Below are 13946 nucleotides of genomic sequence, written 5' to 3' on the forward strand. Positions count from 1 at the left end.
GAGCGATGCTCGAAACTCACTGCTTCGTCCCGGTGTGTCTCACCCTGATTCGGCCCCTGACCAGCTTCCGTGGGGCATACGTGGGGCAGCTGCGGCTCTCTACTCCCACCTCTTGAGCGCGTCGTCGATCTGCGTGTTGGCGAACGAGGTGGCTCCGTCGAGGCACTTCGCGTAGACCTTCAACAGCACCGCGATGCTGTGCCCGGCGCGTCTGGCCACCTCGGCGACGTCGACGCCGGAATTCAGCCAGAACGACACTGCGGCGTGTCGCAGGTCGTACGGGCGGGCACCGAGCGGCGAAGCGAGCTGCCGGGGCGTCAGTGCCCGCTCACGGGCCCGGCCCCAGACCTCCCCGTATCCGCTCTCCTGCACCATTCCGCCCCGGGCTGTGCGGAACAGCCGCCCATCGGGAGCGGCGCCGTACCGGTAGATGTGCCAGCGGAGCATCGCGACCAGCTCCGGCGGGATCGGCACCGGGCGAGTGACCTTGCGGGCCCGCCACTTCAGACCCTGGTCGTCGTGCGAGGTGCGATCGTCCGTCCAGGACGAGCCGACGCGCGGGCGCGAGCCCTTGAGGGTCAACGTGCCCCACCCGCGGCGAGGCAGGTCGCAGTCGTCGGTCCGCAACCAGACGACTTCGGCCGGCCGCATGCCCGCGTAGTAGAGGCAGCCGAAGAACGCTTCGAGGTGCCGCCCGCGGGCGTTCTGGGCCCGTACCGCTGTGAGCAGGGTCCGTGCCTGGCGCGGGTTGACCACGCAGGCGGGCTCAACCTCGGTGACCGTTTCCGGCGCCGTCCACTGGACCGACGCCAGGGGGTTGGCGGTCAGCCGCCGGGCCTCGATCGCGTAGCCGAGCGCGTTGTGGAAGATGGCGCGCTTGCGGATCACGGTCGAGGGGGCGGTGGGCTTGCCGTCGAGCCGCAGCGTGAAGGCCGTCAGCACCTTCCGCATGAGTAGCGCGTCGTCCAGGGCGCTCATGGGGAGCGCGTGCCCTTCGACCCACTCCAGCGCTGCGGCTATGTCCTCCGGCGGATCCTCCGACCACCGATTCACGTTGAAGGCCCAGCCGTAGAGCGCCCGCCTCAGCAGTCGCGACTCCGGCATGCCGCGTCGGGACTTCACGAGTACGGGCGTCGCCGTGGCAAGGGCATCGGCCAGGGTGGTCCTGGTCTTGGCGGGCGAGGGCGGCCACTTCATCTCGATGTAGTCGCGAGCGTGCACGTACCAGCTGACGTCGTCGCGGGCCCGAAGTTCGGACATCGGCAGCCCGGTCACTTCGTCGAAGGGCTCGCCGTTGTTCACGGCCGTCAGCAGTTTGGCCGCGCGACCGTCGGCCAGTGTCTTGGTCTTGTAGGTCTCCGAGAACGCGTTCGGCCCGACCTTCCAGCGGACTTCGCCGGACTTCTGGCCGCGGTCGCCTCGCTGGCGCACGGCCCAGACACGGACCTTGTGTGTCGGCTTGCTCAAGCTGTCCTCCCGAGTGAGCCGGGGGCACGATCCGTGCCCCCGGCGGTAGCGGCGCTGCCGATCAGACGGACGTCTCCTGCGAGGCCCACTAGGCGTCCAGGACCGCGCGGCTGACCCGGAGCTGTCCGTTGGGCAGCTTGATGAGTTCGGGAGCCTGGCCGCGGGCGCGAAGGCGATAGAACGCCGCGCGCGACATCTTCAGCTCCTTGAGGACCTGCGGCAGTTTCAGCTTTTCGACGGGACTCATGTGGGGCGTCTCCTCGATGGAGAGAGGGCGGAATCCGATCCGAGTGGCAGTGACGTTGTGTGACTTGGAGCCCGCCATTCACGCCATTCGTGCCAGCCGCGCCAAGCCCCAGGGCTTGGCGCGAAGGCGCGAATGTGGCGCGAATGGCCGTTCGGCTCGATCTGCGATTACGGAGTGTCAGCGGGGGTCGGGTCGCGCAGTCGCCAGACGGAGCCGTTGCCGAACCCTCGTCGGATGGCTTCCGCACCTGCGCGTGGGAGAGCCCGCTGCAATGTCCGTTCCGGGATGTCATCGGCTGCGGCGGCCTTCTTCACCTCGGCCGCGGGTGCCTCGCCACCCTGCTCGGTGAGGTACGCGTGCAGCCACGACGCGGCGTCCTGGGTGCCGCCCCGATCGGTGTCCGGGACCGCGGTCAGGATGTCGTCGACCGAGCGGACGGCATGGCCGAGAACGGCGAACCGTCCGGTGGTCGCCGTCCCGGAAGGAGTGGGGATGTCGACGGATTCGATCGTGTACGCGAGTGATGGCAGGTCGCAGCTGCCGAGACTGTTCTTCGCCTGCGTCATCACGCGGTCGCCGTCGGGATCGCGAGCGAATCCGAAGATGGCGCGAGGGACGTTCTTGAACGCACCGGACCCGGTGATGAGCGCGGCCGGGTCGCCCTGCCCCTTGCTGAAGTGCGCGATGCCCAGTACCACGCTGCCGGTCCGGTCGGCCATGCGGGCGAGCGGATCGAGCGCGTGCCGTACTTCCCGCTCCCGGTGGGTGTCGATGCCGCGCCCGATGCACGACATCAGCGGATCGAGGACGAGCAGCGCGACTTCGTGCTCGGTCAGGGCCCGCTCGAGCATGAGGTTGTCCTGCGGGAGGGACAGGGTCGTGTCACCGAAGTCGGCTTCCGTGGCGTCCACGCGGTACACCCGGTCCAGGTCGGCCCCGGCGGCGATGAGGCGGGGGACGAGGGTCTGTTCCCACGAGTCCTCCACCGCGGCGTAGAACACCACGCGGGGACGGCCCTGGTAGCACCCGGGAAGGCTGCCCTCGGTGATTCGGGCGGCCATCCAGATTCCGAAGGAACTCTTGCCCGTACCCTCCCGACCGGCGGCCACGGCCATGGCCCCGGCGGGGATGCGCCCGCCCGATTCGTCTTCCCAGGCCCACGAGACGGGCGCGGGCTCGATCGCGGACGCGGGCGTGATCCGCAGCCGTCGCCCGATCTGCGGCTGCTCGGGATCGCTCGGCAACGGCGGCAGTTCGGGCTCCGTGATGCCGTTGCGAGCGAGAATGTCCCGCGCCTGTTCGTTGAAGTCTTCCGGCGGTTCGGGAGTCGTCACACGTGCTCCAAGTGCTGTGCTCGATAGGCGCTGGTGATGGTCCGACGCGCTTCGTTCTCCGGGAGCCCGATCCGCAGCGCCGCTTCGAGCAGCACGCGCGCGGCGGCAGCGGGATCCACCGCGCCGTGCGCGCGGTGCTCGAACGCCTTGCACGCGGCCCAGAACAGCCGCGTGTTCCGCTGTCCCTCACGGGCGCTCAGAACGGTGGCAACGAGCCCCTGGAAGGCGCGCATGGACCGAACTCCGGGACGGGCCTGCGTCGGCAGCCGGGTACGCGGGCGCGGTGTGAGTGCACGTGGCCACGGCGCTGGTCGTCGGAGGGAGCCCGTCCACACGTACCGGTGTCCGGTGTCCGGATGGATCGATGGCGGGACGACGATGTAGCCGTTCGCCTTGACGTCGATCCCGGGCCCGAGTGACCCAGGCAGCGCGACTCCTGGGTGCCGGTAAAGCAGGTGGAGCCCATCTCCGCCCGTGAAGGCGGAGAGAGTGGCGGGCAGTTCGCCGATGTCCAGCTCCAAGCGGCTGAGCGTGACGTCACCACCATGGCGCGGATCGACGTCGACAACGGCGATCCCGTTCGGCGCACACGGCAGACCGATGTTCGCCTGCGGGTACCGCCGCCACCACCCGCCCACGTGGTCCGTATCGGCCGTGGCGTCGAGGTAGCCGTGCCCCTGCTTTCCACACCCACCGCGGCACGGGTCACCCGCCGGATGAGCACGCGGCAGAGCGGGCACCTTGTCGGCTTCGACGAGCGGGAACACCCGCCAACCGGCGCGAGAGTACGCCAGTGCTGCGGCAGCGAGCCGGGACGCGTTCACGCTGCCTCCCCATTCGGATCATTTACACAGCCCCAGGGAGAGCAGCCGCCTACGTCCCCCTCTTCGAGACCGTCTTCGTAGAGAGCGTCGAAGAGGTCCGTCTGGTGATGATCGGAGGGACGGACTCGGTCGATGGGGGCTTGATCGAGAGGCAGGCAGGTGGGGTGGAGATACCGCTTGTGGCGCATTCCGGCACCGGTGCGATAGGCGCGATCGAACTCGACTGCATCCGCCCAAGCCCCAGGGTCGGTATCGCGGATGCGCCGCCATTCGCGGTTGCGGTGGAACGGGCAGCCGATGCAGGCGCTTTTCTGGACGGCAGTCCATCCATGGTGGGCGAGATAGGTTCCGCATTGAGTGCGGGACATGCCCAGATCGAGCAACGGATGTGTGCTGCGGCTGTAGCGGGTGTCGCCACGTGGGGAGACGCGTTCGACCTCATCGGTGGAGAAGCCCACCCACTGTTCGGCCCAGGCCTTGCTGGGGGCTTGTCCGACGAGGCGAATCGTCCCTCGTCCCCAGCAGACGGAGCACTGACCGATGGCGGTTTCCCCGCGTCGCGCACGCCACGGCGCGATCCGCGTACCGACTCCATCGCAGTACCGGCATTTCTCCTCGCGGGTGCGCGCACCAAGCATGAGCCGGGTCTGAGCCAGGATCGGTCGGAGCTTGTACTGCTGTGTGCAGGCCCGCTTGAGCATCCCTCGCTCACCATTGGGGCCGAGCGTGTAGGCCGGGATGCTTCGCATCATGTCCGGGTCCAGGACGTCATCCCGCAAGTTCCCGTTGTTCACGCGATGGATTGGGATGCCAGCCGGTGCGCCCACTTCCCGCTCCAAGCGATCCAGATGGGCGTACACACCGTCCGGTTCCCAGCCGGTGTCGGCGAAGATCGCGGCATCTACGCGGGGGAGTTCGCCGCGGGCGGACATCAGGAAGAGAACGGTGGACTGAAACCCAGCTCCCAGACTCAGGACGCGCAACGCCGGTTTCTTCGTGGTCTGGTTCACGTGTGAATCTCCTCTCCGGTGAGGGCCTGCGTGACGGCGGCGATCAAGTCGCGTGCACTGGGTGGTGTGACGGCATTGCCAGCCATTCGAACGCGCTCGCGCTTGGTGCCGAGCAAGACGTAGGTGCCGGGGAAGGCCATCGCGGCGGCGTACTCGCCAGGACTCAGCATCCGAAAACGGCAGTCCTCTACTGACGTGACCGCGCCGCCCTCGATCAATGCCGCCCGGTCGCGTGTGGTCACGGTCGGAACGGGCTGTGAGGTGGGGTAGGTGGACCCGTTGCCGTAGTACGTCATGAGCAGGTCGGGGGCGGTGACGACCCCGTGGTGGTTACCGTTCGCGCACACCGTCGCCAACGGCGCCGATACGGCCCGGTGGTTTGAGCCCCCGCCCCGGAGTTCGACCATGTAGGGCGGGATGGCGAGTCCTTCGGTCTCGCGAGTGGTGCGGGTGCGAGCCGGCTCGCTCACCGGATACGCGCTGTCGTTCCATGTGCCTCCGGCCGGGACCAGCAGTGGCCGAGCGTAGGCAGCGAAGCCGTCTCGGATCCTGCGCATCGTCTTGTCCGCCAACGGCCGGGCGCGGTCGGCGAGTCGCTGGGCGGGCAGTGACCAGTCGATTGCGTCGGCGGCTGGCCGCACCGCCGGGTGGACCTCGACGTGGCAGCGCGCGGTCGGGCAGCGCCATACGTACTGGGCGCGGTATCGGCCGCCTGGCCGCTCGTGGCGCTTCCACGCCTGCACCGCCCGCACATCGCGGTTACACGAGGTGCACCGCACGGTCGGCCGGGTCCACCTGTCCAGGTCCGGGCACGGGGACGGCGTGCGGTGGGCGACGGCGTACCAGCGGTCCCGGGACTGTGGCGCGGCCGGCCCGAGCGCGGCGGCGAACATCGAGTTCATGAACACCTGATGCACGCAGTAGCCGAGATCGGCGAGGGCGACACGCCACGCGCGGAAGAGCGGCCAGTCCCGCACGTCCACGACGTTTTCCACCACGATCGCGCGGTAGCGGTGGTGTTCGGCGAAGCGGACGACGTCCCACATCGTCGCCCGTGACCGCGTAGCCGCCTCGTTCGGCAAGGGTGCCTCGTCGAACAACGACGCCTGCGCCGGCGCCCGTCGGTTTCCCTTGGCGATTGAGTGATTCGTGCATTCCGGGGAGAACCAGCCGATGTCCGTGGTCGGGTAACGGCGCGGGTCCACCTGGGAGATGTCCGCGCAGTCGTGGTCCGTCGTCGGGTGGTTGGTGTTGTGGGTGTCGACGGCGAGCCGCCAGTGGTTCGCGGCCATTCGCACGGATATCCCGGGCACCTGAAGGGCTCCGGTCGAACTACCGCCCGCCCCACAGAACAGGTCGGTCATCGTCAACGTCACAGAGCCCTCACTTCACCGGTCGAGCGGCGGTCGATGGCCTCGATCCATGCGGCGGCGACGGCCGCGACTTGCACCAGCTCAGCTCGGAGAAGGGTCGCTTCCTCCTCCGCGAGAGCCTCGTAGACCTCCTCCAAGAGGATTGAGCGCCAGTCCGGGCCGCCGTGCGCGGCGAGGTACTGGCAGCTGTTGCGGTGCCGGTCGGCCTCGAAGCGCATGACCGGCCCACCGGTACCGTCCGCCCAGTTCTGTTCACCGAACTTGGCGTCCTGAGCGGTGCGCTCGGCGGCGATCTCGGCGGAGACAGCCATGAACGCGTTCGTCGCGATCTCGTCGATCGGGAACGACTGTGGGATGTGATTTGTCATGCTGATGGTCCCTTCCGGGTCCTTGCGGGATTGGGTTGGGCCCGGGGCGACTGTCTTCCGCCAAGTCGTCAGTCGCCCCGGGGCATGGTCAGAACGGCGGCATGTCGCCCGGCGGCGTGGCACCGACTCCGGCGGGCTGCGGGGATGGGGCGGGCATGTCCCACGGGTCGCCGTTCGAGCGGGGCTTGGCTCGGCCGCCCTTGGTGACCTTGGCGGTGGCCCAGGTCAGGGACGGGCCGACGTCGTCCAGTTCCACGACGATGCGCTCGCGGGGTTCGCCCGATTCCTTGTCGTTCCACCGCTGCGTGCTGATGGTGCCGGTCGCCACGACGCGGTCGCCCTTGTACAGGGATTCGGCGATGTTCTCGGCGAGCCCGCGCCAGGCGGTGCAGGCCCAGAACGTCGTTTCGCCGTCGGCCCATTTGTCGGTGGCCTTGTCGAACCGCCGCGGGGTGACCGCGATCGCCAGGCGGGCGTAGGCGACACCGGACGCGGTGAAGCCGATTTCGGGGTCTCGGGTCAGGTTGCCGGTGATGGTGGTGTGGGTGGCGTTGTTGGTCACTTGTGCGCCTCCGACATGGATACGGATGAGGACGGCCGGGCCGGCTCGTCCTCCACGACTCCGGGACAGCGGGATCCGGGGCCATGGAGTGCGAGCGGTCAGGCGAAGATCCCGGTCACGGCTCCGATTCCGGCGGCCACGAACTGGTCTCCGGCACGGGCGGCGGAGAGCGCGATCGTGGAACCGGCGAGCATGACGCCCGCGACGAACGACGCGAGAGCGAGCGGGATGCCGCGTACGCGGTGGGCCCACAGGCCGACGATGACGGCGAGCAGTACGCCCGATCCGATGCTGAGCGTGGTGCCGCCAGCCGCTCCCGTCGCCGGTCCGGCGGCGAAGGCCGCAGTCGGCGAGAGCGCGATGACCAGGGTGATACCGAGGATGGTGGTCACCCGGCGGGCGTTGTGGCGTGTGCGCATGGATGCCTCCGTGGTTGTTCCGTTCGGGACGGGCGGGTCGTGCACCCACGGCCGCGCCCACTGCCCGAGAGGAAGTGGACGGGCCGAACGGACACGAGCAAGCTCCAGCCGCGGTGGGTCACTTGGTTTCGCGGCGGCGAACGCTCTCCAGCAAGCGCAGGCCGAGCCGGGCCCGCAGGCCGCTGCCGTGGCAGCGGCGGCACGGGCGGAAGAAGCCGACCTGCGCGTCACCGGTGCCGTCGCACCGGCGGCAGAGGCCGAGCGGCGAGACCAGACACAGCACGACGTAGGCGGCAGTGAGAACCAGCACGATGATGAAGTCGGAGATCACGTGGGACTCCTGGGTGTGTGAGGGCGTGACGGTGGAAGGAAGCGGCCGGACGTGGCCGCGCCCCGGAGGTGCGTGGTTCGGTGGTTGGGCTACTCGCCGGGCTCTTCGCCGTCCGAGACTTGGTGCTCGGTGAGCGCGTACCGGCCGCGCGCGAGTTTGACGATGGCGCCGGCCTCCAGGTGGAAACCGAGGTGCTCGTAGACCGTCTTCCGGCTGACTTCGAGGGCGGCGGCGAGTTCGGCGGCACTCATGCCCTTCGGCCCGGCCGCGTTCAGCTGGTCGAGCATGCGATCACGCGATGAGGCGATGGCGTCGGTGTCGCCATCGGCCGCAGTCGACGAGTTCCAGGTGCGCGGGTCAGTGACGTCCACGCTGCCGTCGTCCGAGCCAAGCGAGTCGGTGATCTCGCGGAAACGGGCGTCGATGTCGAGATCGGCGATGCTGGACTCGGCACGGGCCCGCCAATTGGCGGTCGGGTCGGTCTTGCCGCCCGTGGCGGTCGCCGAAGGTCGCGATGCGGCGTTCGCCGTGGTGGTGACGGCGGCTTCGGTGAACAGGTGGCCGTAGCGCTCCCACGTCCACCGTTCCGTGTACGCCGGGCCTGCCGCGCGCTCGCTCAGGGCGTCCAACGGCGGTTGCCACGGCGAGGTGGTGGTGGCGATGTCCTCCATGGTCTGCGGCAGGATCCGGTAGCCCTTGAAGGGGCGCGGGGCTGCCGCGCCCACCTTGATGAATCCGCAGCCCTTGTGGGGAACGTCGCGCGGGTCGAGCGTGTAGTCGCCGTCGAAGAGGTAGGCCAACTCCGCGAAGTCCGGCGTGCGCATGCCGACCTTGTTCTCCGACTGCTTCTTGATGTTGGCGTCGGCCACGATGTCGGCGGTGGCGCGCAACCCGCAGATCTCGTAGTTGACGCCCGAGTCGCCCGCGATGCGCTGACCCTCCGCGAGCGCGTCCGCCGCGCGCCGCAACGCGGATCCGGGCCGGTTGCGCGTGATGGCCGACTGCCCGAGCAGTTCGGCGCACTCGTCCACCACGATCACGATCTCGGGAAGATCGTCGTCGATCGGCAACAGGTCGGTGTTCGCCGCGCGCTTGCGGTCCTGGTAACCGGCCTTGCGCGCCTTGGCGATGCGCAAGGCGGCCTCGGTCATCAGGGCTGCCTCTTCCGGAGTCGAGGCGACCCAGTCCACGACGGGGTTCGGTACCCGCGCGCCTTCCCCGGCCGCGTGCGCCAACATCCACGGTCGAATCCAGGGAAGCGCCAGGTTCCCCGCGTTGAAGTCGATGACCCACACCAGGCAGTCGGTCATCCTGGCGAACTGTGCGAGGAAGACGTTGAGTTGATTCGTCTTTCCCGACCGCTTCTGGCCTGTGAGCAGCGTGGATGCCTCGCGCTTGTGCAGGAGCGCGGGGATGCCGTCTCGGTGCAGTCCGATGTCGAAGTCGTCGTTGATCGACAGCGGGGTGATCTCGGCCGGGAACGGGATGTCGACGGCGAACATGTCCAGCGTCGCGATGTGGAGGACGACGCGGCTGCGGTCCGGCCCCGGGCGGGGCTCGACTCCGCACCCGTCGGGCAGTCGCAGGTCTGCGGCGAGGGCCTTGGCGTAGCGCGCCACAGAGTCGACGTCGGCACCGCCGTAAGGGAGTTGGACGTCCACGGAGTAGCCCGTCGGTGTGCCGTCGGCGGTTGCCGGCCACTGCTCGATCGCGATGATCCCGGCGCCGTCAATGCGGCAGACCCGCTTCAGACGCAGGGACCATTCGTCGGCGAGCGCGATCCGCTCCGCGAGGGTGGCGGCTTCGGCTTGGCGAGCGCCTTCCGCGACTTCGTGGCGGCCCGTCGCATGGGTCAGGCCGTAGGTGGCGACGCCGCCGACCGCGAGAGCGGCCAGGCTTCCCGGCGCCCAAGGCGAACCCGCGATGGCGTGTGCCGACCAGCCGCCGTAGCCGAGCCACAGTGTCGTCTGGACGGACGCGGTCAAGGTGGTGACCCGGTGTCGGGCGCGAGCCAGCAGCGGGCCAGCGCCCGCTCCGACAGCGCCAACGGCGACGGCCCAACCGGGGGCGGTTCCGGCGAGGTTGGCCACGACGCTGGATGACATCGCGGTTCCACTGGCGCTGATGGCCGCCCAGACAGGGGAGTGGCAGCCGGACCAATCCAGGGTCTGAGTCGATCGGGCTTTCTTCGTGCCGGTCACAGCGGTGCCTTTCGATTCGGAGGATGGATCCGGGCCGGTCGGCCACCCGATGCGAGTGGCCGACCGGCGAGGGACTAGGCGACGTTCCACCCGCGCTCGCCCGTACGCGGCGCCTCGTGGCGGGCGATGTCGTCGGCGTGCACCACGTGGAAGGTCGCCGGTACCTGCGCGACGGCGACCCCGACGGCGAGTTGCGCGGTGTAGACCGCATGCAGGGCTTCGAGCACCGAGTGGTGCAGCGCGTAGCCGTCATTGAGCTTGGTGACCCACGCCCGGAATCCCTCGGCGATGTGGTCGTTGACGTCCGACAACTGGGTCAAGTCGTTCTTGACCTGCATCATTGCCCCGGCTTCATCCGGGTCGACGCTGTAGGCGGCGGCAGCGGTCGCGAACTGCTGTGCCGCGTCCACCAGGCTGAATCCCATGCCTGCTCCTGTGGTTGTGCCCGGACCGTTCCGGGCGTTGTGGCCCGTTCCGGCGAGGCCGCCGGGCGGGACGTGCTTTCGAGTCGAAGGAGTCTTCGGGGGCGAGGTACCTGCGGACGTCGTCGGACCGTGACCGGAACCGGCGACCGCCGGGCCCGGGGCTTCCTCGGTCGGCGGGGACTTGCGGGCGTTCGCGGCGGCCTGTCGGCGACGCCGCCATGCCCAGATCCGCCGTGCCACGCGAGCGCCCCGACGGGGGCTGAGGGTGAGGAGCCCGGCCAAGAGGCCGCCGGCTCCGGCGAGGGATCCGGCCGTCATTGCCTGTCGGGCCCGGCGACCGTGTGTCCGGGTCGCAGCCGCCGCTCGGGAGCGTGCCGGTTCGGAGCGGGCCCAGGCGCGCCGGGCGAGGTGTGCGGCTCGGCTGCGTGTGGCACCCATTGCCGACGCGACCGGACCGCGGGCGCGGGATGCCTGTTGCGCGGCTGCACCGAGTCCGGAGCGCGTTCGCGCGGCTGCCGATCGAGCGGCGTTGCTCAAGCGTCCGCTTCGGGATCCTCCGGCGGCTCGTGAGCTGCCCTTGGGAGCAGTACCGGCTCGCGAACCGCTTGCCGGGCCTTTGCCTCCCGGACGCGTCGCTCCGGCCTGGGCCGCGCGGACCGCGCCCGGTCCCATGCGCGATGTGGGACGTCCGCCGGGGCCGGATCGGGCTCCGACTCCCGAAGGGTGTTGCGGTGCCTTCGGGTTGGCCTTCGAGGCCCGACCTGTCGTTCCCGACGCCGTGCCGACACGACCCCGTGCTCCGGGGCCGCCGACCGGCTTGCCGCCGGCACCGGCCGGGGATCGACCGGCGCTGCCTCCGAGGTTCTTGCGCCCGGCAGTCGGTGATGCGTGGGTGCGGGCGAGTCGACCCACGGCGCGCCGTCCGGTCGATCGAGGACCGCGTGCATCCCGCTTGGCGGACCAGCGACGCGCGGCGGCGGTACCGGCGGCGAGAGCGGCTCCACCCCCGGCAACGGCCATGGCCACCATGGGCGCGGCCACGGCGGCACCACCCGCGACCACGAACGCGTTGCCCGTGGCGATCGACAGCGGAACTGCGGGGAGCGGTGTCGCCGTACCGGCGGGGGACTTGGCGGCTTCCGGAGTGGGCGGGGCCGGAGCCGGTCCGGGCGGTGGACTGGGAGTAGGCGGCGGCGCCGGTGAGACGGCGTTGGTCGTCTCGGACATGGCGCTCCTTCCATCTGCGTATCGGCGGGTCCGCGACCGACTGCGACGGTCACGGGGTGAGGTCACCCGTAACGGACCCAGGGGTGAGGAATCGACCGGACGCCACCGGGTGACGTCACGGGTGAATACGGCGAATGCGCTGATCAGAACGGGGTGACGCGGTAATCACCCCCGCGCGGGGCATCCGGGGGGAGGCAGGCGGATGAACCCGGATCCCGGGGCGGTCGCGGTGGACGCCACCGGGTGACGTCCACCGCGATCCGTCACCGAACGTGAATCGCGGCGCGGTCAGAAGAGCTCGATGGTCGCCGCCTGTGCGGCCCGAGCGGCGGTCCGAAGCAAGCGTTCGGAGCCGGCCCGGCATCGGTCGCACCAGACGGTCAGATCCTCCGGGCTCAGGGTCACCGCGACGTGCAGCGGCACCGACAGGTCGCGCGGTGCGACGGTCACACCGTCCGGACGTGGGCACTTGCCGTCAGGTTCCTTGCGGTGCGAACCACCGCACGCTCCCCGGCATGCGCAACGTGAGCCCTCCCGATCCATGACCGGTCGCCACATCGCACTCCCGATGATCGGCGGGCGCCCCATCACGCGACCTTGGACGTTCGTCGCTGCCGGGGAGTCGTGGCGCCGCGGACGGCGTCTGTGTCGTGCTCGAACTCCGCAGCTGCCAGGCACTCATCACTCACCGGACAGGCCCCGCAAACGGCGAGGGCGGCCTTCTCGCGCATGCGCCGCGCCGCGATGCCCTCCCGCAGATCCGGCCCGACGAACAGCTCAGGGTCCATGCCCTTGCAGGCGGCGGCGTCTCGCCAAGCCGATGGCTGACGAGTCATCGCGCTTCCTCGGTGACCAACCGCAGTTCCGACCGGCCTTCCGCGCGGTCAGCCTTCAGTACGTCCCGGAGAGCACGGGCGGTCGCCTGCGATACCCGCAGCCGCTGCCGGATCCGGTCCACCGTCAGTTGCCGTGTCGTCAGCCTCTCCGTGAGCCGCCGGGCCCGATTCAACAGCTGTTCGTCGAGCTGAGGAGTCGGACGGGAATCCGACTCGGCAACCGACTCGTTCGCTTCGTTGTCGGTAGGCGCCTCGCCATCGGTCGCAGCGGAGACGCGCAGGTCGGACGGGAGATAGTCGGCTGCGTGATCGGACTCACCAACCGACTCATCGGACTGCTTAGTGGGTGCTCGACCCAGCAGAGTTGCGAGCGGCGCGGCGTGTGTGGCGAACGCGTCCTCGGCGGCGAGGTGGGCAGCGTCGGCAGAGTCGACCACAGAACCGCCCGGAGCCATGTCGGCGAGCGAGGCGCTCGGCCCGGCGGGCGCCTTGTCGAGCAGCTTCGCGATGCGACGAGCGGCCTTGCGGTGACGCTTCAGCCCAGCCCGCGTGACACCCGGCTCGGCGGCGTGGACCGATCGCCACGCGATGATCCAGGCGGCATCCGGCGTCATGTCGGGCACCGACGCCACCAGCGCCCGTGCCTTACGGGAGACGCGAGGGAAACGCAGCCGCCGGTAGAGGTCGGCCCGGATCCGGTCCCCTCCTCGCTCGTCGGCGGCCTGGCTGCGCGAGTGGGCGTACGCCTCCCACAACAGGACACCGAGCACGCTCGCGATCCCGAGCACCAGAGCCAGCGGGACACTGCGGTGGATCGTGTGCGCGACGTTCAGCGCCGCGGCGGCAACCGCCGAACCCCACGTGATCAATCGGTAGAGCCCGGCGGGCCGACCGTCCTCGATCGCGCGGGACGCCATCGCGGCGCCGGCCCAGGCCGCTCCCTCCGACATGCCCGTCACGAGCACCGCGAGCGCGGGGTGCATCCCGAGCGCGAGATAGAACGACATCTGCGCCGGCCACGCGGTCCCCACACTGGCGACCATGACGCCGGTCACTGCGGCGAAGTCCCGCCGTTCCCGCACCGCGCCGGCGGCCTTCCTGACCTTCTCGGCGCGCCGTGCGCGGGCGGCGGCCTTGTCCTCGTTCGCGTCGGCCTGGGCCTCCCGAACGGCACCGCGGTTGATCGCGGCGATCCGCGCGGCGGCCTCGGCCTGGACAACAGCCGACGCGGCCTGTCGTTCGGCGGCAGCCGCATCGGCTTCGGCGATTCGGGCCCGATCGAGTCGACGCCCTGCCCGCAACGTGTAGATCTCGGCCATGAT

At 70.0% G+C, this 13946-nt stretch carries 15 protein-coding genes; all 15 read right to left on the bottom strand.

Annotated features, from left to right (window positions below; genetic code table 11):
• Positions 1 to 99: 99 nt before the first annotated feature.
• Complete coding sequence (locus tag ACZ4FV_RS08115) at positions 100 to 1467, bottom strand: tyrosine-type recombinase/integrase (RefSeq protein WP_465322171.1); 1368 nt, start codon at positions 1465 to 1467, stop codon at positions 100 to 102.
• Positions 1468 to 1555: 88 nt separating this feature from the next.
• Positions 1556 to 1714, bottom strand: coding sequence for a helix-turn-helix transcriptional regulator (locus ACZ4FV_RS08120; RefSeq protein ID WP_465322172.1), 159 nt, complete (start codon positions 1712 to 1714; stop codon positions 1556 to 1558).
• A gap of 167 nt (positions 1715 to 1881) precedes the next feature.
• A complete protein-coding gene (locus ACZ4FV_RS08125; protein ID WP_465322174.1) occupies positions 1882 to 3048 on the bottom strand; it encodes an AAA family ATPase in 1167 nt (388 codons plus the stop codon).
• Complete coding sequence (locus ACZ4FV_RS08130; RefSeq protein WP_465322176.1) at positions 3045 to 3872, bottom strand: bifunctional DNA primase/polymerase; 828 nt, start codon at positions 3870 to 3872, stop codon at positions 3045 to 3047. Before ACZ4FV_RS08130 ends, ACZ4FV_RS08125 begins: the two co-directional genes overlap by 4 nt.
• Positions 3869 to 4882 carry a hypothetical protein gene (locus ACZ4FV_RS08135; RefSeq protein WP_465322177.1) on the bottom strand — a complete coding sequence of 338 codons (1014 nt, stop codon included), beginning with the start codon at positions 4880 to 4882 and terminating at the stop codon, positions 3869 to 3871. Before ACZ4FV_RS08135 ends, ACZ4FV_RS08130 begins: the two co-directional genes overlap by 4 nt.
• Positions 4879 to 6258 carry a DNA cytosine methyltransferase gene (locus ACZ4FV_RS08140; protein ID WP_465322178.1) on the bottom strand — a complete coding sequence of 460 codons (1380 nt, stop codon included), beginning with the start codon at positions 6256 to 6258 and terminating at the stop codon, positions 4879 to 4881. The genes ACZ4FV_RS08135 and ACZ4FV_RS08140 overlap by 4 nt, the downstream gene beginning before the upstream one ends.
• Positions 6255 to 6623 carry a hypothetical protein gene (locus tag ACZ4FV_RS08145; RefSeq protein WP_465322179.1) on the bottom strand — a complete coding sequence of 123 codons (369 nt, stop codon included), beginning with the start codon at positions 6621 to 6623 and terminating at the stop codon, positions 6255 to 6257. Before ACZ4FV_RS08145 ends, ACZ4FV_RS08140 begins: the two co-directional genes overlap by 4 nt.
• 88 nt (positions 6624 to 6711) lie before the next feature.
• Positions 6712 to 7185 (bottom strand): single-stranded DNA-binding protein, encoded by a 474-nt coding sequence (gene ssb, locus ACZ4FV_RS08150; protein ID WP_465322180.1) that lies wholly within the window; start codon positions 7183 to 7185, stop codon positions 6712 to 6714.
• 98 nt (positions 7186 to 7283) lie between these two features.
• Positions 7284 to 7604, bottom strand: a complete 321-nt coding sequence (locus tag ACZ4FV_RS08155; protein WP_465322181.1) for a hypothetical protein — start codon at positions 7602 to 7604, stop codon at positions 7284 to 7286.
• A gap of 118 nt (positions 7605 to 7722) precedes the next feature.
• Positions 7723 to 7935, bottom strand: coding sequence for a hypothetical protein (locus ACZ4FV_RS08160; protein WP_465322182.1), 213 nt, complete (start codon positions 7933 to 7935; stop codon positions 7723 to 7725).
• An 89-nt stretch (positions 7936 to 8024) separates the two neighbouring features.
• Positions 8025 to 10040: a hypothetical protein gene (locus ACZ4FV_RS08165; protein ID WP_465322183.1), complete on the bottom strand. Its 2016-nt coding sequence runs from the start codon at positions 10038 to 10040 to the stop codon at positions 8025 to 8027.
• Positions 10041 to 10210: 170 nt separating this feature from the next.
• The gene (locus ACZ4FV_RS08170) at positions 10211 to 10561 is read right to left on the bottom strand and encodes a hypothetical protein (protein WP_465322184.1); all 351 of its coding nucleotides are present in this window, start codon (positions 10559 to 10561) and stop codon (positions 10211 to 10213) included.
• Between the two features lie 1515 nt (positions 10562 to 12076).
• Positions 12077 to 12238: a hypothetical protein gene (locus tag ACZ4FV_RS08175; RefSeq protein ID WP_465322186.1), complete on the bottom strand. Its 162-nt coding sequence runs from the start codon at positions 12236 to 12238 to the stop codon at positions 12077 to 12079.
• Positions 12239 to 12375: 137 nt separating this feature from the next.
• Complete coding sequence (locus ACZ4FV_RS08180) at positions 12376 to 12624, bottom strand: WhiB family transcriptional regulator (protein WP_465322187.1); 249 nt, start codon at positions 12622 to 12624, stop codon at positions 12376 to 12378.
• A complete protein-coding gene (locus ACZ4FV_RS08185) occupies positions 12621 to 13943 on the bottom strand; it encodes a hypothetical protein (protein ID WP_465322188.1) in 1323 nt (440 codons plus the stop codon). Before ACZ4FV_RS08185 ends, ACZ4FV_RS08180 begins: the two co-directional genes overlap by 4 nt.
• Positions 13944 to 13946 lie beyond the last annotated feature (3 nt).

Source organism: Embleya sp. NPDC025285, assembly GCF_055558835.1.

Excerpts from the sequence above, each read along its gene's own strand:
- ACZ4FV_RS08180 (WP_465322187.1), bottom strand. The coding sequence starts at position 12,624 with ATGACTCGTCAGCCATCGGCTTGGCGAGACGCCGCCGCCTGCAAGGGC.
- ACZ4FV_RS08170 (WP_465322184.1), bottom strand. The coding sequence starts at position 10,561 with ATGGGATTCAGCCTGGTGGACGCGGCACAGCAGTTCGCGACCGCTGCC.
- ACZ4FV_RS08165 (WP_465322183.1), bottom strand. The coding sequence starts at position 10,040 with ATGTCATCCAGCGTCGTGGCCAACCTCGCCGGAACCGCCCCCGGTTGG.
- ACZ4FV_RS08155 (WP_465322181.1), bottom strand. The coding sequence starts at position 7,604 with ATGCGCACACGCCACAACGCCCGCCGGGTGACCACCATCCTCGGTATC.
- ACZ4FV_RS08120 (WP_465322172.1), bottom strand. The coding sequence starts at position 1,714 with ATGAGTCCCGTCGAAAAGCTGAAACTGCCGCAGGTCCTCAAGGAGCTG.
- ACZ4FV_RS08145 (WP_465322179.1), bottom strand. The coding sequence starts at position 6,623 with ATGACAAATCACATCCCACAGTCGTTCCCGATCGACGAGATCGCGACG.
- ACZ4FV_RS08185 (WP_465322188.1), bottom strand. The coding sequence starts at position 13,943 with ATGGCCGAGATCTACACGTTGCGGGCAGGGCGTCGACTCGATCGGGCC.